The organism is Dorea acetigenes, assembly GCF_025567385.1.
In the GTDB taxonomy this organism is placed as follows: Bacteria; Bacillota; Clostridia; order Lachnospirales; family Lachnospiraceae; genus Claveliimonas; species Claveliimonas acetigenes.
The window spans coordinates 1-22,576 of the sequence record NZ_JAOQJU010000031.1 but is presented as its reverse complement, the minus strand read 5'-3'; the positions used below and the strand labels follow the sequence as shown (position 1 = coordinate 22,576).

Below are 22,576 nucleotides of genomic sequence, written 5' to 3'. Positions count from 1 at the left end.
TCCTCCTGTATTCTGAAAGATGGCATAACCCACAGAACATTCTTTCTGCCAGATTATGCCATCTTCCTTGTTATCTTATTCCAGACCGAAATCCCGTTTTCTGTTTTCCTTGCCAGTTTCACTTTCCCGCTGACTCTTTTCTTTATAAATCTGCAGTTTTTCATGGATAGAACCACGTGCCGGTCTTTCTTCTTTCTCATCTGATTCAGATACCTCTGCTTCTGCATCTTCACGTTCATCCATATTAAGCAATGCATTTAGCTCTGACAGTCGCTCCAGTTTCTGGTTCAACTCCTCTTCTTTTGGAAATGGCTTTCCAACCTCTTCTTTTGCATTTGCAAGCTGTTCATATACTGTTTCCAGTCTTTGTTGTGCTTCTGAAAGCTTCTCTGGATAACTGTCCAACAGATTGTTGATACGGGTAATATTTCCAAGTGCATCTGCTCCAAGATGAACTTTCGAGACAGCCTCATGTTTGACAGATAGAATAAATTCTTTACTCCATCCATCAAACTGAATCCTCATATTGAATCCCTGATAGTTTCCGATATCCATCGCAGCATCTACAGCTTTAATATCTTTACATACCGCCAGAAGTGCTGCTCCTGCCTCTTTCTTTTCTGTGAACACTTTGCCACCAATCTCCATAGTAAACTGCTCTGGATCTGTGATTTTATGCTCAGAATAATGAGCGATGTCTGCCTTGTAGCTGTCAATGATTTCTGTCAGTTTTGCAATCTGTTGTGGAAAATTCCTTGCAATATCATCTTCCAGGCGGTACTGATTATTCATGTGGTTAGCTTTTAAAAGCTTTAATTTCGCCACATCAACATCCAATGCCATCTTCTCTTTTACCGCCGGATTTCCGGTTGCAAGTGCCTTGACCTCTGCATAGGAAAGTGCCGCTTCGTCCACATCTTCACAGCTTCGCACAGGTGCTTTACTGGTCATAATCTGAGAAATGAATTTCTGCTTATTCTCGATCAGCTGCCACATGTAGCTGTCGAATGTGGATTCTGTTACATATCGGAAGATATGAACTTTTTTATTATGATTTCCCTGGCGGATAATACGCCCTTCTCTCTGTTCCAAGTCAGATGGTTTCCAGCCAATATCCAGATGGTGCAACGCAATCAGACGATCCTGCACGTTGGTCCCGGCACCCATCTTTGCTGTTGAGCCAATCAAAAAACGAACCTGCCCGGATTTCACTTTTCCAAACAGCTCCGTCTTTTTTGCTTCTGTATTTGCATCATGAATAAAAGCAATCTCTTTTTCTGGTACACCTTTTTCCATCAGCTTGCGTTTCAGGTCATCGTAGACATTAAAACTGCCATCGCCTTTCGGTGTGCTCAAATCACAAAAAATCAGCTGTGCCGATTTCTGTGCTGCTGTGTCTTTCCAGATCTCATAGCTTTTCTCTGCACAGACTGATATTTTGCTTTCCGGATTGTCTGGCAATAATTCGTTCACCAAACGCTGATCCAAAGCTAATTTTCTTCCATCATTGGTGATTTTCAGCATATTATCAACAGAGGCATCTACCCCGCCGTTTCTGACAACTTCTGCACGTTCCCCCAGACTTTCTACGATTTCTTTCTGCTGTTCTGTTGGTTTCAGCACCACTGTTTCATATTCTACTTCCGGCACAGGAAGCTTTAACTGATCGGAAGTTTTGATATCTGCAATCTCCTTGAACATATTCATCAACTCCGGAATATTATAAAACCGTGCAAATCTTGACTTTGCACGGTAGCCTGTTCCTTCCGGTGCAAGCTCAATGCTTGTGACTACCTCGCCAAAGGTGGAGGCCCAGGAATCAAACAGTCCAAGGCCCATATTTTGTAATTTTCTGTTCTGCAGATACCGTTGCATAACATATAATTCCGTCATGCTGTTGCTGATCGGTGTGCCCGTAGCAAAGGTAATGCCTTTTCCTCCGGTAATCTCGTCCAGATACTGACATTTATTAAACATATCTGCCGACTTCTGTGCTTCATTCTGTGCAATCCCGGCTACGTTTCTCATTTTTGTATAAAGAAACGCATTTTTATAGCTGTGTGCTTCATCTACATACAAGTGATCCACTCCCAGTTCTTCAAACGTAACTACCTGATCTTTTTTCTCTTTCTGATTCAGTTTTTCCAGCCTTGTCTGCAGTGTCTTTCTGGTCTTTTCAATCTGTTTGACGGTATAACGTCCGCCATCCTGTTCATACCTTGCACTCTGAATTGCCATTTCCAAATCATCAATCTGCTTCCGTAACATGGCTTCCTGACGTTCATCAGAGATTGGAATACGCTCAAACTGGGAATGTCCAATGATAATAGCATCATAATTTCCCATAGCGATTCTGGCACAGAACTTCTTTCGATTTGCCGGTTCAAAATCTTTCTTCGTTGCCACCAGAATATTGGCACCCGGATATAACTGCAGGAATTCTGCACCCCACTGCTCCGTCAAATGGTTTGGAACGACAAAGAGGTTTTTCTGAGATAATCCCAGGCGTTTGCTCTCCATTGCCGCCGCTACCATTTCGTAGGTCTTTCCAGCTCCTACTACATGAGCAAGAAGCACATTCTCTCCATAAAGCTGATGTGCGACAGCGTTTTTCTGATGTGGGCGAAGTTCAATTTCCGGATTCATTCCTGGGAAAGTCAAATGACTGCCATCGTATTCACGGGGACGGATGCTGTTAAATCGTTCATTGTACACTTTTACCAGCCTCTCTCGTCTCTGCTGGTCTTTAAAAATCCAGTCCTTAAATGCTGCTTTCATGGCATCCTGCTTCTGTGATGCCAGCATGGTTTCTTTCTTATTAAGGACACGGATCTCATCACCATTTTCATTGACACTCTTATCATAGATGCGTACATCTTTCAGGTTCAGGGTATCTTCCAGAATCTTATAGGCATTTGCTCTCTCAGTTCCATACGTTGCATAGGCAAACGCATTTTGGGGACTGTCGGCATTCTTTCCTGTAATCCTCCACTCACCATTTACCTCAGAGAATTTCACCTGTATTTCTTTCTGAAGCAGATACCATGGTGTATGCAATGTTTCTTGCATAAAATCCTGATAATCCGAAGGTTCAATCCAGGTAGCTCCAATACGCACTTCAATCTCCGATGCTTCCAGATCTCTCGGCTGAACTGCCTCTAGTGCACGCACATTCGATGTGAATTCCGGATGATTCTCTGCAAAAGTTCTCGCAGTGTTTAATTTATCCCTGACATTTCCTGACAGATATTCATCTCCACTTTCCCACTGGTCTGTCAGTGGATTCTTAAAAATAACTCCGACCAGTTCTTCTGTGATTTTCTCTTCACTCTTTCCGGTCAGCTCTGCCATATAAGGAAGGTCTACCTTTGCTCTTTCGTTAAGAGACAATGCAAGTGCTTCTGTTGCTGTCTCCACGCTTGTCACAGCAACCGCCTTTTTAATGGTTCGCTTAGTAAACATGTCTGCTTTCCGTTTTAGCGTTCCATCTTCATTCAAGTCTTCCAGTGAACACAGCAGACAATAAGAAGAGTCATCAGAAAACGCCCGTTTGTTGGCATTACTTCCAATGACTCCATACTTCGCCGTGTAGGTATCATATACCTGATTCAGTTTTTCCTGCTGTTTCTGGATTTCTTCATCTGTGACGATTTCCTCCATCTGCATAGCGATCAGTTCTCGGACAGTATCACGGATTGAAACCATCCCTTTTACACGTTCTGCAGTGGCGGCAGGCATTTTCACCTGATTCATCAAAGAGTTGACACGATAATATACCTGATCATCTACCACCGTATAGCTGTAATTTCTAACATTCGGATCAGCCGGAATACTCTCTGGCATCTCATCCAGTTCTGTTTCCACATCTACTGCCGGTACCATGCTTCCCTTAATTTGTTTCACAGCTTCTTGTAACTGTAATTCCAAATCAGCTCCTTCCATTGGAGCACATGTTGTTTCCATACCATACGGACCGGACACTTCTTTCATCTCACCCAGAATCATTTCCGGATGCTGAACAAAATACTGATTGACCGTAATTCCATTGACATCACTATCCAGATTTATCCATTCCGGCATTTCTTTCGTAAGGCTTTCCCTCTTTTGGAAAAACAAGATATCAGCACTGACTTCTGTTCCCGCATTTGCCTTAAAAGCTGTGTTCGGCAGTCGGATTGCTCCCAACAGATCTGCCCGCTCTGCCAGATATTTCCGGACTTCCGGTGACGCCTTATCCATAGTTCCCTTTGTTGTGATCAATGCCGCCACACCACCTGGACGTAACTGATCTATCGTCTTGGCGAGAAAGTAATCATGGATCATGAAATTGTAGCGATCATACTGACGGTCATTGACCTTGTATGCACCAAATGGCACATTTCCAATCGCCACATCAAAAAAATCATTAGGATAATCTGTCTTCTCAAAACCTTTGATCTGAATATTGGCATCTGGATAGAGTAGCTTTGCAATTCTACCGCTGATACTGTCCAGTTCCACACCATAGAGTTTGGACTGATTTAGATTCTCTGGAAGCATTCCAAAGAAGTTCCCGACTCCCATAGACGGCTCCAGGATATTTCCTTTTGTAAATCCCAGATTCTCCAACACCTGATACATACTTTCAATCACAATCGGCTGTGTATAATGAGCATTTAACGTGGAAGCTCTGGCTGCAGCATATTCCTCTGGTGTAAGAACCGTCTTTAATTCCAGATATTCTGTCTCCCATGCAGCTTTTGTCTCATCAAATGCATCTGCAAGACCTCCCCAGCCGACGTACCTGGATAAGATTTTCTGTTCCTCTGATGTCGCATTGCGGTTCTCATCCTCACATTTCTTTAACAACTGGATAGCCATGATATTGGCTCGGAATTTCTCCTTCGGTGTTCCCTGTCCAAGTTCATCATCTGTGATACGGAAGTTCGTTGCTTGAATCGGTTCTGCTATTCCGTTAATCTCTTCCAAAGATTCTTTTTCTTCCGATACCTCAGCTTCTCCCGATAATTCTTTTTCTTTTTTATCATAATCTGTCCACACACGTTGAGAAATAGCAGTAAAATACGAGGACTCTTCCTCCATAATTTCTTCCCTGATTTCCCGTAATTCATCTAAGGTATCCGCATTTACAGTTTTGTTGTGATAATGATAATAAAGTACTTCTTGTCCGAGTTTTACATCCAGACGTTCCAATTCTTGTGTTGACATTCGATTCCAAATATCATCTTTTTCCGTATGAATCGTGAAACCTTCTCCATCATCATGATATTCTAATGTGTATTGAAGTCGATTCACTTCTCCCTTAACTTTGCAATCAAAATCATGGATTCTTGTTCTGGTACCGGACATATATTCTGAATCAACTAATCTCAAATCAGTTATATCTTCCGCTGTCAAAGTATCCTGCTCCAGCTGTTCTCCTAACATCTGCTGTGCTTCTTCCAAATCTGCCAGTCTCTGTGCTTCCTGCCGCTCTTCATACTTTTCCAATTCTTCCGGTGATAAGAAATCATCGGTGCGGATCAGCTGACGGACACGTTCTGCAACCTTATTCCATTTTAATAGAATTTCTACTTCTGGACTGCCAATCTTTCCTTTCGCAAGTTTTAATCCTTTTGCATCATGTGAGGCATCAGATTCATACGCTCCCGGTATCCCAGGTGATGCACCACCTGTTCCATACTCATTTTTCAGGAACTCTGCTGCATCTTTCATATCATGATGCTCCATGAAATACTCATAGATCCGGTTGCGCCCTCCGGCTGTAATGCCGCCTCTTCTAAGGACAGCATCTATTTCATCTTGTGTAATAAAGGAAAGTGCCGGACGTTCGACCGTAAATTTCTGGTCTACCCAGGAACGCTCCCTCTGAAGATCCTGAAAGCGTTGGAGATATTCCGGATTATGCTGAATCTCCCAGCGGTGATAATCTCCCGGATTCTCATCCATATATTTCTGCAGCCATTCAAAACGATAGACAATCGCATCTGCTTCCTCTTGATCTGTCCATGCTCCACTCACTACATCCTGCCAGTCTGAATATGATTGTTTCTTTTCCCAGTTTCTGCAAGTATCCCGAAAATGAAGTGCAAGAAGATTGGTCATTTCTTCCTGCTCCTGTTCAATGGCATTATTGGAGATAAGATTATCAACGTAATTTCCCTCCTCATACATATCCCGAATCCTGTCAGCTGCTTCTTCCCACGTAACGATACGGTCAAAGTTTCTTCTTGCAGAGTCACCTCTCCGGATACGAATACCATCGTTGTCGTACCAGATACTAATTTTCTGACCATCTATGGTAAATCCTTTTCCTCCAGTACCATATTCATCTTTCAGGAAGCTTTGCATTTCTTCATTATCCAGACCTTCAATCAATCTTGCAGTAATGTGAAACAGTGTATTTTTCTGTCCGCTTCCTGTTCGGAGAATATCGTCTACCACTTCATCAGAAATAAGGAAAGCGGCTGGCTGTTCTAATGCAGCTGCCGCTTTCCTTATTTCTCCTAACTGTTCCTCTTGTGTTGGGAACAGACTTAACTGTAAATAATCTCCTGAATCACCAGCTCCTCTGCCTGTGCCTTGATCTGGTTCATGTGTCTGGTCCATGCCATCCCGTCTGCCATTTTGTCCGGTGCCGGATCTTTCTCCAGAAGTTCGTTCATCAGGTCGTCTACTCTCTGTCTTGCCTGGCTGTCGATCTCCATCAGATGACTGTCCAGACGGTTCTGCAGTGTCAGAATGTTGAACCTGGCTACTTTGTGATTTCTCAGATACTCTTTCCGCATCATTCCGTACTTGCCGATGGTTCCTCTCGTCTCTTCCAGGCTGATATCCGGAATCTGATACTCTCCGTTCTGGCTGTAACTGATCTCTCTCATAGTCTGTTTCCTCCTTTTTTTCTTCTCTATCTTCTGTGTTATCTATATTGCTTTCACGAATTAACGTGCTAAATTCATTATAAGCTACTTCTTTTTCTTTTGCAACCATTTTCAGGTCATTTTCCAGATCATTCAGAACATATCGTCCAATCTGCATCAGGACTGGTCTGCTGATCTCGTTGACTGCACTTCCCAGATGTCCTAATACTTTCAGCTGATTGAAGTCCGTTATATGCCGAAAATCCTCTGCATCCAGATATTCCTGTACATCCAGTCCACACCTGTTTAGTAATACATACCAAACACTATTGGTCATCAGTTCCCTGAATTCTACTTCCTGATTCTGTTCGTCCAGTTCTTCCAAAAATGTCCCTGTTACATCCAGTCTCAGTTCTTCTAATGCATCTGGAAGCCATTCCTGCATACTCTCCTTCGCTGCCTGATGCAGACTTTCAGCAAGTCCTCCTTCTGTATCTTCCAGTGATAACTGCTCCTGCAGATAATCTGCAACCAGTTGTTCACCTTCCATTGGAAGATTCCATAACTGTGGATCTTTTCCCAGATTCCGCACTTTATAAGTGTCCTGCACATCAAATACATACCGAAGTTTTGTTTTCGGTCCGGAAGTATTGTCAATCAAGGCAATCCCCTTAGATCCCTTTTTGATCCATCGGTACATCTTCTGATTCCAGATTTCCATGGATGCTACGGCAGTTGCTTCCGGTCGCTGTGCATAAATTAAAAGCTGTTCTGGAAAAGTGTATTTGTACAGTTTGGATGCAGTGTTTAGGAACCGCATCCATTCCTGCGGACTGGCAGCTACATCTTTTGCCACCTCTTCCGTCAGCTGTTCCATTGCATATAATTTATTTGCCATGTGCTACTCCTTTTCATAAAATCAGGGACTGCTTGGCACAGTCCCCTTAATATCATCGTTGTTTCTCTTTATAATGCTGTGGCAAGCTCTTTTGACTTATTCTTTGGCACTTTGTCTGCCTCTTTTGCCTTGATCTCTGCCTTGGCTTTCTCCAATCTTCCATGGATTCCACCTTTTACTTCTGCTTTTTCAGCTGCTTTTTCTTTTTCCAGACGTGCTTCCCTACGCTCAGCATTTTCCATTACTGCGGTCTTTTTATCACAGAACTGAACCTTATCAGAAAGCTGTTCCTGTCTTTCCACCTGTGTCTCATTGACTTCCTGTACAATCGCATTTAATTCTGGAACCTGAAAAATTCCGTTATCAGGGAGAATCAACACTTCATGAACGGAAGATGGGATGACAAAGTAATCACTTCCCAGGCATTCCCCAATCTGTTTACGAATATCTTCCTGCAGTAACAAGGAAGCTCCATTCATCTTAGCTTTGTTTGTCAGACAGAACATTGGGTTTTCCATGGCTTCCATATCCATTTTTTCATTCAGCAGGTTTTCTGGTTCTTCACCAAAAATCATAGATTTGATAATCTCATTCATATCCATAAGTGTGACACCACGTTTTCGGTCTGCCATCATCGCATCCGCTTGAATCTGTTCGGCAGATACTCCCCACTCGTTCATCAGAGAAACAGTTACCGGAATACTGCTGATCCCTTCTCCATTTTCCTCCAGATTTACTGCATAATAAGCTGCAAAATCTCCGTGTTCTGTGACTACTTTATCTGCAAGAAGATCGGTATTCCATTCCTTATCACAAATTCTCATCTGTAATTTGTCCTTCATCTTTTCATAATCCAGAATATCTGGAACTCCCATATCAAAAAATTCTGCTTTTCCCTGTGCCTCAATACGCATATCAGCCACATCGCTAACACAAGAGTCTACATCTTTTCCATGGATATATTCCTGGTAGAGGAAATCCAGATAGACTGTCGGTACGATTCTCTGATCTCCATTCGGAATCGTAATACCTGTCAGCTTCAAACCATTGTTTTTTTCTACTTCCTGCAGTTTAATTTCTGCGTCCTTATAAGACTCTGGCAGATACTCCTTTACATTGTTTTTGACATATTCATAAAATTCTTTTCTGTTCATCATACGCTTTTACCCCTTTCTGATCATGTGATGGTTCATTCTTTTTCTGCTGACCATCTGCTCAGCTTTCTTCTGATAAGCCATCATTCTCTTTAAAGTTTTCTCCTGGTTTTTTCGTGCTTCCTGTCTTTTTTCCATTGCTTTCATCATAGTTTTCTGTTCCTTTCTGTGTTTTTTTGTATGAAAAAGGGAGCCTCACATAGAAGCTCCCAATCATAACCGTTGGTTTTAATTTCCTTATTTGCTTTTTCTTTTTCTGCTGATATAAAGTCCTGCCATACCTCCTGTGGAGATTACCAGAAGCAGGATCGGCAGCCAGATATTCGTACTGTCACCTGTTTTCGGTGCGTTTGATACCTTTGTCTCTTCATGGGACTGTGGTATATCCGGTGTGTTCGGTGTTTCTGGAACTTCCGGTTTCTCATTTGTCAGATTAAAGGTAACTTCTACAACCGGTGTACTGTCATCTGCATAGGCAAATGTCACTTCATGCTTGGTCTGATCCAGTGTGTATCCGTCCAGTGTCTTTGTTTCCACCAGATAATACTTGATAGCGGTATCATATTTGCCGTTCTTAAATGTGGCAATCTCATACAGCTTACTTTCTGCATGACCGGCAGCATCTGTCTTTAAGGTTTCCAGAACTTTTCCTTTGCTGTCACGAAGTTCAAATTCTACCCCTTTCAGTGGTTCTCCTGATGATTTATCTGTCTTATTGAGAATCACTTTTCCCTTGGCAGTATCATCTTTCATAGCCACTTTCTGGATTTCTCCGGTATCTTTCACCTCAAATGTCACATCGGCTGTCAGAAGATATCCTTTCGATGCCTGCTCTTCACGTAAGGTATATTTACCGATTGGCAGTTTTTCAATATAGTGTGCTTCCTCTGTGGAAGTCCAGCTCTCTACTACCTGATCATCCTTATCGAGAATCGTCAGTTTCGCACCCGGAATCTCAGTTTCTCTTGTGATATCCGTCTTACTGATCTGCACTTTTGTCACATCATCTTTCATCTCTACTTTCTGAATCTCAGCTGTATTTTCTACTGTAAAGGTAATACTTTCTGCAGTGACATATCCATCTGCCGGTTTTGTCTCTGTCATGGTGTATTCCTTACCAACAACCAGTTCTTTGATCACATGGGATTCTTCCGTAGAAGTCCATTCATCCACTGTATTGCCATCTGAATCCGTCACTTTCAGGTGTGCACCTGGAAGTTCTTTACCTGTTGTCAGGTCTGTTTTGGTCAGCTCCACTGTGGTTGGCTGATTCTCAAAAGTAAAGTCGTAGCTTACTTCTGCCTGGTCTTCTCCGGCATATTCAAAGGTAAATTCCTGTACTTCTTCTGTTGTAACAAATCCGTCCGGCGCAAAGATCTCTTTCACATAGTATTTTCCATCTACCGGAAGATCTGCCGTAAAAGTAATCTGTCCTTTTTCATCCGTTACCCTCTGCTCAATCAGACTGTCTTTCTCAAGGAGTACCTCGCCCTTTACATTTTTGATATCTTCACTGGTATAAAGACCGAAGACACCACCTGCAAGAACACGTTCTGTATCTTTTTCTTTCTTCAGAACCGTAACCTTTACTTTCTGACGGGCATTCTGCCATTTCTCATCATAAGTAATGACTGGTGTGTCCTGATCACGGTAGGAAAGATCAACATATCTCGGCTCTTTGTCCAGCACATAACCATGGGCAGTTTTTACTTCCTTCACATAGTACTTGCCAGCCGGTAGATTTCCCATCTGTGCAATACCATTGGAATCCGTAGTAATGGTTCCTACTTTTGCATCTGCTTTGAAATAATCTTCACTGACACCATCTGCCGCTTTGATATCTTCCGCAGCAAATACATCGAAAGTTACATCTGTAAGACTTCCAGTTACATATTCAAAGAGATGCTCCACAGTACCTTTTACATTGTCCAAAAGTGTCACTTTATCCAGAAATTCTCCATTTTTGTTGATAATCAGAAGTCCTGTTGGAACTTCATCTTTCATCTCTACTTTCTGAATCTCGGCAGTATCTTCCAGTGTGAACTTCACATCCGTCGCTTTCAGATATCCATACGGTGCCATTTCCTCTCGAAGGGTGTATTCTTTACCCACAGTCAGTCGTTTGATCACATGTGGCTGATCTTTTACAGAAGTCCACTGATCCACAACATTTCCTTCTTTATCAAGAACGGTGAGTTTTGCCCCATCCAGTTCCACACCTGTTGTTACATCAGATTTTGTGATTTCAACTGTTGTCGGCTGGTTCTTTTTCACTGTTTTCAGTTTTACTGTCTTCACATCCTGCCCCTGGTAAGAAGCATCCAGATTCAGAACTTCATCAGAGGATACAAATCCCGCCGGTGCTTTTAACTCTTTCACATAATACTGTCCAAGCGGCAGATCCAGCGTACATGCTGCAAGACCATCGTTATCAGAAGTCATTTCCTGCAGAAGTGTATCTGCCTTTACAATGATCTCACCTTTCTCATTCTTCAGATCTTCTGTGTTATAGATGCCAAAGACAGCTCCTGCTACGGTTGCACCATTTTCTGCATCCTGTTTTTCTACCTGGATTGCAACTTTCTGGCGGTCATCGCCAACCATCACTTCCTGTTCGATCACAGGTGTATCCTGATCCGCATAGACAAATGAGACATCCGATCTGTCATGGTTCAGGACAAATCCTTCCGGTGCAGTCTTTTCTACCACATAGTAAGAACCAAGCGGCAGGTTATCAGCAACTGCTTTTCCGTCTTCCCCGGTCATTACCGTTGTTACCAGTGCATCTTTTGCATAGATCAGCTGTCTGTTTCCGTTTTCATCTTTCTGATAATCCGGTGTATAGATATTTTCAGCTGCATAGACATGAAATGATGCACCCTTCAGGTATCTTTCTTCATAAACAAAATCCTTTTTAAATCCGGTCAGCATCTCACCTTTTTTATAGATCGTCAGCTTTCCTTTTACCGGATGGTTCTCGTAGTCTACCGTAATAATGGCATCTCCGCTCTCAGAATCCATCTGGTATGCTGTATTTGCATCCACCGCAATCTCTACATAGTTCTTATTGATTGTGTACCCTTCCGGTGCGTTGACTTCCTCAATCCGGTAATGTCCGATCTTCAGATTCTTCGGCATGATCAGATATCCCTGACTGTCCGTAAAATAGGACTTGTGAGTAGTTGTCACTGGGTAAGTTGTTACCTGCTCCACATACTTCTTGTTGTCCAGGTCATATACCTTAAATTCTGTTCCGGCAATCAATACGGATTTCTTTGTTTCATCATCTTTTTTCACGATTTTCAGTTTTGCCTTAAACTCTTCATCCAGAAGCACTCGCCAGATCTGCGGCTCGTTTGGATGATGTTCTGTGATATTCACTTCAAAATCATCGACTGGCTTGTAATTGTGCGGTGTTGTAGTTTCACACACGATATAGCTTCCAAATGGTAATGGAATACTGCAGGCATACCCTTTTTCATCTGTAAAAATCTCAGTTGCTCCGTTTTCTCCACTCACTACTGGTTTGGCAGAATCAAAATCATAGCTTCCATCTGCTTTCTTTGTAAGGGAAGATTTCAGATAAACTGTAAATCCGGCTCCGGATAACAGCTCTGCATCGGTCTTTCCATTATTGGCTGCTTTGATGATCTGGAATGGCTGCTTGATGACCTGCTCACTGGAAGTGCACTCTCTTTTTACTTCTGCTGTCATATCTCCTTCATAACTGCACACAAGATCATGCTCTTCTGTATCTGCCAGGTATCCGGTCGGCGGTGTGATCTCTTTGACATAATATTTGCCAAGATATAAACCTTTTACAGAAGCCTGTCCTTTGTCATCTGTTGTAAGAGAAGCTACCTGTTCTCCTGCTTTATAAATAGTTCCGGTTGCTCCGTCCGGATGCACGATATCTTCACGGGCATACAGTCCATAAACTGCACTTTTCAATGTGGCATCTCCCTGCGGTACTGCTTTTCCTGTCTCTTTATCCACTTTATAAAGATTGATCTTTGCTGTCACACGGTCATTGCTGAAAGTATGGGCAAAAGATACGGTTGCTTCTTTATCATTAGTGTAAGAAAACTTGAACGTATACACATCTTCTGTATTTCGTACATAGCCTTCCGGTGCCTGATCTTCTTTTACAGAATAGGAGTATCCAATCGGCAGGTCTGCTGTGAATTTGGCAGTTCCGTCTGCACCAGTAGTTGCTTTCTCAATCAGCGTTCCTTTTTTCACAACAACGGTTCCGTCTGCATTTCTGATATCATCGGATGCATACAGAGCAAAAATACCGCCTTTCAGTGGTTTCTTGGTGTCTTTATCCTGTTTTACTACGGAAACATCTGCTTTCTGTCTCTCGTTGTTAAAAGTCACATCTGCAAATACAACTTCTTTGTTCTGACCAGCATAAGTTAGAGTCACTGACTTTTCTTCGCTGCCGTTATAGAAAGAGTCCGGTGCTTTTGTTTCTTTTACCACGTAGGTTCCAAGATGCAGGTTTTTCAGTGTGACAGAACCATTCTCACCTGTTGTCAGGTTTTCTTTTACAAGGTCACCTTTGCTGTACACTTTTGTGCCATAAGCTGTTACGATGTCTGCCCCGGCATACACGTTATACACTGCATTTTTCTGTCTGCGGTTTTCATACTGAAATACCGTTCCATTTTCACTGACATCTGCTCCGGTCAGAACCTGTCCTTCTTTGTAAATGGTAAGCTCTGCCAGCTGTTCTTTATTTTCCACGGTTACAGCTGAGGTCTTACTTGCTACCAGTTTTACATTTGTTGCCGTTGCATTTACTACATATCCCTGTGGTGCTGTGATCTCTTTCAGATAAACAGTATCCTGTGTCTTGATGATCGTAACAGAAGATTTTCCATTCTTATCTGTTGCCGGCATCTGAGTGATCAGCTTTGTACAAGCCTCATCGCTGTATACACCGAATACTGCACCTGCAAGATTCACATCCGCTGTATCGTCTTTCTTTACGATTTCGATCGTAGCCTGTTCAATCCAGGACACCTTTAAGCTTACATATTTTTCATCAGCAACACCTTCTCCAAATACAAATGCCAGATCCTGAACACTTGCATTCGTAGTCAGTTTATATGCTGAATAATCTTTTGTAATACTACCCTTCATTTTTGCAGAAAAAGTAGCATTTACATCTTTTGTCTGTGTCAGAGGCGCTGAAAGATAAAACGTGGTTCCTCCTCCAATTGTTACGCTTGCACCTGCCGCACTTACATTTCCAGTAGATACATTATGGAGCTTTACTCCTTTTGGTAAGTCCATTGTGATTTTCTGCTGGGAAGATGCGTTGAACTGAATGTTCTCCGTTCTCTGGATATTTCCATCTACATAAGCTTTTACATTCGGTTTGGAAAATGACATCGCTATATCTGGTATTTCCGGCTTATTTACACAATAATTATAGAGTTCTTTTGCCAAAGCCTCACCTGTAGCATTTGTTCCATAGAATGCATCACTGCTTCCATTGGCATATGATGCAGCCATGTGAATAATGATGAATCTTTTTCCTTCTGAAAAATCCGTGTGTTTATTCGCAAAAAAGCTTTCACTTCCTGCGGCATCTGTACCATAGTAACACACTTTTGCTAACGCCTGATTGTCTCCAATCTTTGTGATTGTATAATTTCCAGATCCTGGTCCTGGTTTTGCTGGCTGTACACAATACGCAGTTGCTCTGACGCTTCCGTAGCTGATATAGTACGGCTCTGTCAGATAGGTTCCAAGATTATAATCTGCATATCTATACAGAGGTCCTTTTTCGATTGTTACCTGCTGTGTACTTCTTGCTGAATAAGCCGAAACTGCTTCAAATGTTGCAATCTCTCCTTCTTCCATAGCATCAAGATCCACACCTTCGTCTCCTGCCTGTTCCAAAACATCATGAAGCTCTAACCCTGATTCTTCATCATAGGTATCCTGATTCTGTGCCTGCTCTACCAAATCATCAAATTCATCAGCGTCAATATCGGTAATCTCCGAGTCTGATTCTGACTCCTCCGCTTCTTCTGTCTGCTGTTCACTGCCAGCTGTTTCGGACTCAGTCACTGCTTCACTCCCTGCCGCCTCTGTCTGTACTTCTGTTTCTTTATCACGCACAATCAGTTTTCGGCTGATCTGGTACTTCGGATGCTCCTGATTTACCGGTTCCACATAATAGACCGCTTTGTAAGTGTCCGCATGATCTGTCGTAAAATCCTCATCCTTGTCGTTCTTTGCTTCCTCAAATGTGACTTTGACCTTGTTATCATCCTTGATTTCCAGTCCTGTGTAGTCTGATTTCACATCAAATACACTGCCTGTTTCGATTTCATAATCTTTGGCAGTCACCACCTCATCTTCATCCAGAAGGTCTTTCACTTCCTCATAAAGTGGAGGTTTTTTCTCTGGCTGGATCTCCGCTGCATATGCAGTCATCGGAGATAACACTGTACTAAGCATTGTCATGCCTGCCAGCAAGCCAGATACTACTTTTCTAAAATTACCTTTTTTCTTCATGCTAAGGTCCTCTCTTTCATAATATTTGTATTAAAACAGACAGTCCTTAGACTGCCTGCAATACACTGCTTATCGTTGCGGGAAACTCAGATTGAACTGCACATTTCCCTCGCCGGGATCAACCATCTCCACTGTTGCTTCATACTGTCTCCCTGTTTTTCTGGATACCAGATCCTTATAATGGATTTTTCCTTTAGACAGGAACTTCTTTGCTGCCGCCTTATCCATCTTTTTCCCCTGGCTTGCAAGGAATTTATCATTCTTCCATAAGGCAAAAGCACAGTTCCGGTCAGAACAGTAAAAGTTTACTTTTCCTTCCCTGACATCAGCTCCACAGCGGGGACATTTGCCAATGACTTCTCCTTTTGCTTTTCCCTGAAACTGCTCTTTCTTTTCTTCTGAAATCCCCTGATATCTGGCAACCAGTTCCTGCATCAGCTCTGTAATCCCATTTAGGAATTCATCTGCTGTCTCTGTATTCTGGGCAATGTGATTCAATGCCATTTCCCACTCTGCTGTCATCTTCGGAGATTTAATCTCATCCGGCAGAACCGTAATCAGGACATTGCCATCATCTGTCGGCACCAGATTTTTCTTTTCCCTTTTCACAAAACCAGACTGAATCAGTTTTTCAATGATTGCTGCCCTTGTTGCCGGTGTGCCAAGTCCTTTCTTTTCTGTATCTTCGGTCAGTTCTTCATTCCCTGCACGTTCCATCGCAGAAAGCAGGGTATCTTCTGTGTACTGTTTCGGTGGCTGTGTAAAATGCTCCGATACAAAAGAATCACAAAGACCGTAATGCTTGCCATCCCAGATATCCAGCTCCGGCTCTTCTTTTTCACTCTTTACGCCAAAGAACTGTTTCAATTTATTTTCGATCGACTTGAATCCTTCCTGCTTTGTTTTCTTTGCTGAGAGATAAAACGTATGATAATTACAGGTAATCTGGCATTTATGGCTTTCATAAATATAAGGATCTGCGGTTGCTGTCAGTACCCTGGCACTGATCAGATACAAAATCTTGCAGTTTCGTTCTTTCAGTTTACCTATATCTGCCTTTGCTACTTCCACGGTCGGGATAATTGCATGGTGATCAGATACTTTCTTTGAATTTAATACCTTACTCACGTCCGGCTGATATTCCAGCCCTTCGGCATAGGGCATTTTCCCAAGTAACATCTGAATCAGAGTTTCTGTGCTTTCTCCCATCTCATCTGTCAGATACTGGCTGTCTGTTCTCGGATAAGTGACAAGTTTCTGCTCATACATCTCTTGCACGGCATCCAATGTCTGTTGAGCGGTATAGCCAAACATTCTGTTTGCTTCCCTCTGCAGAGTGGTCAAATCATAAAGCTTCGGAGGACGGACCGTTTTCTCTTTCACATCATCCTTCTCCACTTCGCACATCCGCTCTAGGCAGTCCTCAGCCACTTTATCTGCATCCTCTTTTTTCTGAAAATGCTCCGTGACTGCATCCATATCATCAAACTTGATATGAGCCATATAATATTTTTCTTTGGTAAATTCCTTGATCTTCTGATTTCGATCCACGATCATGGCAAGTGTTGGTGTCTGTACTCTTCCAACTTTCAGATTCTGGTTATACAGAACGGAAAAAAGACGGCTCGCATTGATTCCCACCAGCCAGTCAGCCTTTGCCCTGCAAAGTGCTGACTGATAGAGACTGTCATAACACGAACCGTCTTTTAATGACGCAAATCCATCTTTAATTGCCTGTTCTTCCATAGATGAAATCCAGAGCCGCTTCATCGGCTTTTTGCATCCTGCCTGCTCATACACCAGGCGAAAGATTAACTCTCCTTCACGTCCTGCATCAGTAGCACAGATCACTTCATCTACATTGGAATCTCTCATCAGTTTTTTCAAGATTCCGTACTGCTTCTTTGTTCCATCCAAAACCTTGTGTCTCCAGCATTCCGGCACAATCGGCAGATCTTCATATCTCCATTTTTTATATTTTTCATCGTATTCCGATGCATCGCATAATCCAACTAGATGTCCTATGCACCAGGAAACGATATAACCGTTTCCCTCCACGTAGCCATCTTTTCTTGTTCTGGCTCCCAGTACCGAAGCCAGTGCCATCGCAACCGATGGCTTTTCTGCAATCACTAATTTCATTTACTCCTACTCCTCTTCTTCATCTTCCAGTACATCATCATTGAAATCTTCATCTCTCAGGATTTCCGGTTCTGCACTTTCTTCCTGCTCATCTGCATCGTCTACTTCCCGTTTTTCTGACTCTGAATCTTCGGATTCATCTTCATCCTCTTCCATCTCATCCTCGTCATCATATTCATGCTTTGGTTTATAGACTTTGAAGTAATATCCTCCTGCCGCAGCTCCGACTGCAACCAGTACGATCAAAAGATACGTTCCAAATGAACTTTTATCTTCCGGCATCTGGATGTCATCCTCTACCTTATCTTTCTCGGATGACTCTGTCGTTTCCGGTTTTTCTTCCTCTGCTTTTTTCTCTGGTTCTGCATAAACAGTATCTACTTCCGGAAGTGTCACTGAATTAGAAAGTGTGAAGTTCATCAGATCTTTCTCACTGACTTCGGTAAGGAAATACACATTATCCTGAGATTTTGAATTATCAATAATCAGATAGAAAATCTTACCACTCTTTGTTGAAATGGTATAAAACTCTTTTGTTCCTTCCGTAGCTGTTTTTGTAACGGATTCTGCCGTCTCGCCTTCTTTATTAAGCTGTTTCTCAATACCTGTTACTGTCCGATCATCCACGGTCCCTTTTGCATCTGTCGGCTCAGAAGCCTGTGCATCCTGCGGAAGCGGAGAAGTCGTTGTTTTCTCAGTTCCCGTTGCATCTGCACTGGTCGTAGTTGCCATTGCACCATTGCTGTCACTGGAAGTTTTCTGTTTCTCTGCCTGCTTCTTTGCCCATTCATAGTAAGGATTCTGCAACACATACTTTTCAGAAGTATTTCCAGCACCGTCTGTTACCGTAATCTCAATCTGTTTTGTAGTAAAATCTTTCTGTGTCAGCTGCACTCTCAGCATTCCATCCTTCAAGTCTGTATAAGTGGTGCCATTGACTGTTACCGCAGTAATCCCGGATACTGTATCATTCCCCTGAATCGTCAGCACACCATCTGTCAGGGACGCAGAGAGTGTCGGCTTTTCCGTGTCATAACACTTAATAGAGCGATTCTGCTCATAGACCTTCCCCTCACCATCTGTCACACGCACATACACTGTCTGATTTCCAGTGATCGTGATACTTCCGCTTCCGGTTACATCCTGCCAGCTTCCATCTTTTCCTGCTTTTGCTTCAATCTTTGCTATTGAGAAACCTTCCGACATATGGCTGGCATCCACCGTAACAGCAATGGTTGTTTCTCCCTGTTTCCAGCCATCCGGTTTCTCAATCGTGATTGCAGGTGCGGTATTCTCAGCTGCATAAGCAGTCTGTGTCTGGAGCAAAGGTGTTGTCAGGCAAAGAAATGTCGTTGCTGCAAGCAAGCTCTTTTTTACCCTGCTTTTAGTAATTGTTCTCTTCTTCTGTTTCATTTTTTCCAGATTCATCATCGGCTTTTGTTTCCTCCTTCTGTATCTCTACCCTGCCGGGCAGTTCATTTTTCATTCTCTTTTTGAAAGCTTCCAATTCCGGAATACTCATATCCATCGCACGGATAATTCTTACAATTTCCAGATTTTCCGCTTCTGTTTTTGCAATCTCCGCAGCCTTGAAACGCTTTAAGTCTGCTTCATATCTGGCTTTGGATGCTTCCATTTTTTCCTTGGCTTTCTCATAGTCAGCCGTTGCTTTTTCAAGACTTTTCATCTCTTCTCCTTTCCGGGCGGCTGTTACACCGCCCTTTTTCTTTACCAGCGTCCGAATCCATAAAAATGGCTTTGCCAATATGGTGAATTGATGGACGTGTACTGCACCGGATGACCGCAATGGATCATCTGACCATTGCCTACATAGATTCCAATATGCGTTACCGGAACTCCTGCATCATAAGTGCCTGTAAAAAAGATCAAATCTCCCGGCTGTGCTTCTGACTGAGATACCGGCGTGCAAATATCATACAGTCCCTGTGCAGTCAATCTTCCTGTATTCCTTACACCAGAGTTTGTCAGACAGTAACTTACAAATCCAGAACAATCAAATCCACTTGGAGAATATCCACCCCACACATACGGTGTTCCCAGATATCTCGCTGCTTCGTTCAACAAACGCTGTGCCGCTTCACTGGTGTATTCATTGCCGCCAAAGCCTGCCCCTTCTCCAGTTTCCAGATAAAAGATAGGGTTTAAGCGCTCTCCATTTTTCAGAAGTTCAATATGAAGATGGCTTCCTGTGGAATTTCCAGTATTTCCTACAAGACCAATTTCATCATCTTTCGTGACGGATGCACCTTCTGATACACTCCGGCTGCTTAAATGTGCATACCGCAGTTCATAGCCTTTACTGTCCTTGATCACAACATAATTGCCATAGCTGTCGTTATAAGCAGAAGTTGTAACCGTTCCGGTCAGCCCTGCCATTACTTTAGTTCCCTCCGGTGCTCCGATATCCATACCATTATGAAGCTGATTTGCTCCTGAAATTGGATGAATCCGGTATCCATAATAGCTTGTTACACTGGAATACCAGTTAAAATCAACCGGTGTCGCAAACATCTGTAAATTACCTTTCGTATCGTTATAGGCACTGAACAGTTCTTTCTGAAAAAATCCCAGCCTGTCCTGACAGATCGACATCAGATTTCCACTGTTTAAGGTGACATTCAGCACATCTACGTCTCTTGTCCTGGTCACTTCCACTTCCTGGCTTCCATTATCCTCTGCCAGATAGCATTCCCAGGTCTTATGACCATGTGCGGATGCTGCCGCATGACTGTCATAATAGACATCAAACTGTACACCGTATCTTGCGAAAGCTCCGGTATCTTCTACCGTATATTCGACACCATTCATGACCACCTTTGTTCCCATTGGAACAAACGGATTGGAAGCATCTACTGCTAAGGTATGATTGGCTGTTGGATATGCTCCACTGGCAGTCGGTCCTCCACTCCAAATACCACAACAGATTGGACAGTTACAATATCCGCTTGTTACAACCTGTCCCAACGATTCTCCAACTCTTACTGTTGCTGTCTCTGTCACAGTTTCATTGACTGCTTCAGTAGTCAGATGATATTGCTCTGTAAACAATGCATCCAGTTCAGGCTTGACCTGTTCAAAAGTAAACTCCTCATACTTTGCTGACAGATAACTGATCAGGATAAACGGATCATGCTCAATAGGTCCGATGTTATATCGGTATTCCTCATGTCCCGGTTCTTCAGACTCCATGTTGTTAATCCTCTCCTGCAGATTAGCTTCCAGCTGTGTATAATACAGTTCCGCTTCCCGGATTGCTTGATCCGATGACAGATAACTGGTTCCCGTGTAAGTGATCACATTTTGTAAAAACACTGCAGAGCATGACGTGACATTCGTTATAATCAGAAACATCAATCCGATCAGAACTGCCACACTGATATACACCTTCCGGTTTTCTTTAAAGAAATTGGTGACTTTGCCGCCAATCTTCTTGATATAATCAATCGTACCTTTTGTAGCTGTACCTACGGTCTGTTCACTTCGCTTTGCTTTGGCATAATCCCGTTTGATCTGTTGCTTCTGAATCTGTTTTTTTAGCTTCTTCTGCTCCTGACGGGCTGCCGCCTGTGTCTGTTTCTCTGCCTGTCTCTCCAGTCTGCTTCTCTTTCTGGAAGCCCTCTGTTTCCTTCGTCTGGCACTTCTCTGTTCCAGCCGGTAAATACCTTCGCAGCCTTCTTCCAACTTATAGGCACCTTCTACTGCCGCATTATCGTCTTCATTTTTACTGATCTCACGGTGCAATGCTGCGGAAGTTGCACTTCCTGCTTTCTTAACAACAAAAGCTTTTTCTGTTTTCACAGATTCCCCTTCCCCAAACTTCAGGCGGGATTTCTTCTTTCCAGAACCCTCTCCTTCATTTGCCTGATAAACCTGTGCCTTCTTGGAATGCTGCTTTGCTTCCTTTTTCTTTCTTGCTTCCTCATAAGAAAACTTTTTGGCTTTTTCCTTCTGTTTCTGATGACGGAAATTGACTCCATCCGTATCCATCTGGTTCAATTTCTCCATATCTTTGTCATTTTTCACAGAAGCACCAGTTTCCTCATAAGCAAACTTCAAACGTTGTTTTTGTTTTGGCTTTTTGCTGCCACCTGTCTGATTTCTCCGGCTGTCTCCTCTGTTTTCTGATAGATCAGCACGTTTTTCTTTCAGTCTCCCTGACTGTCCGGCTTCGGATTTTTCTGCAAGTCTGGATTCTTTTCCGACTTCAGCACGGATTCTTTTTCTATTTTGCTGTTTACTACTCTGTCCCAAATCCTCACTTTGCTTCTCTGTCCGTATCAGTTCCGGTGCATCCCTGGATTTTTGCACAGAGGGTCGAATATTTTTCCCACTCCGTTCAGACTGGCGGGGAGACTTATCCACAAGGTTTTCTTCTTTTTCCCCCTGTTTTCTTCCCATCTGCACATCACCGACACGGTTACTGACACGAACAGAAGATTTATCTGTCAGGTTTTCTTCCACCAGCCCATCCTTGGTCATCTTCTGGACTTTCTTGTCCCTGACTTTCATTCTCTGTTCTGCCACTACTTACTCCTCCTTCTTCGGATACCCTTTCCCTGCCTGTAATAAGCAGAGAAAAGCGATGCCGAAAACAGCACCGCCACTAAAAGTTAATACATATGAAATTGCTCGTAACATTGTTTTCTCCTTTGATTTAACCTGCTTCGGAAGTCTCCTCTAAGCGGGTTGTCATGATTTTATAGAGGGAATTCTTCGGGAATCTGTCTACAAATGGGATAATGACATTTCCATAGAACAAAAGTCCTTCCCCCTCATTACTGTTGGTTACATAGGACAGCTGGGTTGGTGAGATATTCAGCTGTTTTGCCAGAATCTGCCTGTCTCCGGAAGCCTGATTGAGCATATAAATGAAATCAGAGTTTTATAGTGATAGGTAAGCCTCTGATATCATCTCGGGCTTTTCCCCCACTCCACACCGTGCATGCGACTTTCACCGCACACGGCGT

The 22,576-nt window shown here is 42.9% G+C and carries 8 protein-coding genes and 1 pseudogene; all 9 read right to left on the bottom strand.

The genetic code is table 11. The annotated features are described in order from the left end of the window. Positions 1 to 75: 75 nt before the first annotated feature. The gene (locus OCV99_RS15775) at positions 76 to 7,758 is read right to left on the bottom strand and encodes a DEAD/DEAH box helicase family protein (RefSeq protein WP_148492873.1); all 7,683 of its coding nucleotides are present in this window, start codon (positions 7,756 to 7,758) and stop codon (positions 76 to 78) included. Between the two features lie 68 nt (positions 7,759 to 7,826). Beyond that, on the bottom strand, positions 7,827 to 8,915 hold the full coding sequence (locus OCV99_RS15770; RefSeq protein WP_055650146.1) for a DUF5688 family protein: 1,089 nt from the start codon (positions 8,913 to 8,915) through the stop codon (positions 7,827 to 7,829). Between the two features lie 6 nt (positions 8,916 to 8,921). Next, positions 8,922 to 9,062, bottom strand: coding sequence for a hypothetical protein (locus OCV99_RS15765; protein ID WP_005344203.1), 141 nt, complete (start codon positions 9,060 to 9,062; stop codon positions 8,922 to 8,924). A gap of 87 nt (positions 9,063 to 9,149) precedes the next feature. Continuing rightward, complete coding sequence (locus tag OCV99_RS15760; protein WP_055650147.1) at positions 9,150 to 15,446, bottom strand: SpaA isopeptide-forming pilin-related protein; 6,297 nt, start codon at positions 15,444 to 15,446, stop codon at positions 9,150 to 9,152. A 69-nt stretch (positions 15,447 to 15,515) separates the two neighbouring features. After that, on the bottom strand, positions 15,516 to 17,588 hold the full coding sequence (locus tag OCV99_RS15755; protein WP_055650148.1) for a DNA topoisomerase 3: 2,073 nt from the start codon (positions 17,586 to 17,588) through the stop codon (positions 15,516 to 15,518). Positions 17,589 to 17,594: 6 nt separating this feature from the next. Continuing rightward, the gene (locus tag OCV99_RS15750) at positions 17,595 to 19,019 is read right to left on the bottom strand and encodes a CD1107 family mobile element protein (RefSeq protein WP_331490774.1); all 1,425 of its coding nucleotides are present in this window, start codon (positions 19,017 to 19,019) and stop codon (positions 17,595 to 17,597) included. Continuing rightward, positions 18,973 to 19,275 carry a DUF4315 family protein gene (locus OCV99_RS15745; protein ID WP_008688068.1) on the bottom strand — a complete coding sequence of 101 codons (303 nt, stop codon included), beginning with the start codon at positions 19,273 to 19,275 and terminating at the stop codon, positions 18,973 to 18,975. The genes OCV99_RS15750 and OCV99_RS15745 overlap by 47 nt, the downstream gene beginning before the upstream one ends. Positions 19,276 to 19,316: 41 nt before the next feature. Further along, entirely contained in the window at positions 19,317 to 22,118 is a 2,802-nt protein-coding gene (locus tag OCV99_RS15740) for a CD1108 family mobile element protein (RefSeq protein WP_055650165.1), read from the bottom strand. Positions 22,119 to 22,263: 145 nt separating this feature from the next. Beyond that, positions 22,264 to 22,491 (bottom strand): annotated as a pseudogene (locus OCV99_RS15735) (conjugal transfer protein TraE); the annotation flags it as partial. Positions 22,492 to 22,576: the final 85 nt, after the last annotated feature.

Excerpts from the sequence above, each read along its gene's own strand:
- OCV99_RS15775 (WP_148492873.1), bottom strand. The coding sequence starts at position 7,758 with ATGGCAAATAAATTATATGCAATGGAACAGCTGACGGAAGAGGTGGCA.
- OCV99_RS15770 (WP_055650146.1), bottom strand. The coding sequence starts at position 8,915 with ATGATGAACAGAAAAGAATTTTATGAATATGTCAAAAACAATGTAAAG.
- OCV99_RS15765 (WP_005344203.1), bottom strand. The coding sequence starts at position 9,062 with ATGATGAAAGCAATGGAAAAAAGACAGGAAGCACGAAAAAACCAGGAG.
- OCV99_RS15760 (WP_055650147.1), bottom strand. The coding sequence starts at position 15,446 with ATGAAGAAAAAAGGTAATTTTAGAAAAGTAGTATCTGGCTTGCTGGCA.
- OCV99_RS15755 (WP_055650148.1), bottom strand. The coding sequence starts at position 17,588 with ATGAAATTAGTGATTGCAGAAAAGCCATCGGTTGCGATGGCACTGGCT.
- OCV99_RS15750 (WP_331490774.1), bottom strand. The coding sequence starts at position 19,019 with ATGATGAATCTGGAAAAAATGAAACAGAAGAAGAGAACAATTACTAAA.
- OCV99_RS15745 (WP_008688068.1), bottom strand. The coding sequence starts at position 19,275 with ATGAAAAGTCTTGAAAAAGCAACGGCTGACTATGAGAAAGCCAAGGAA.
- OCV99_RS15740 (WP_055650165.1), bottom strand. The coding sequence starts at position 22,118 with ATGAAAGTCAGGGACAAGAAAGTCCAGAAGATGACCAAGGATGGGCTG.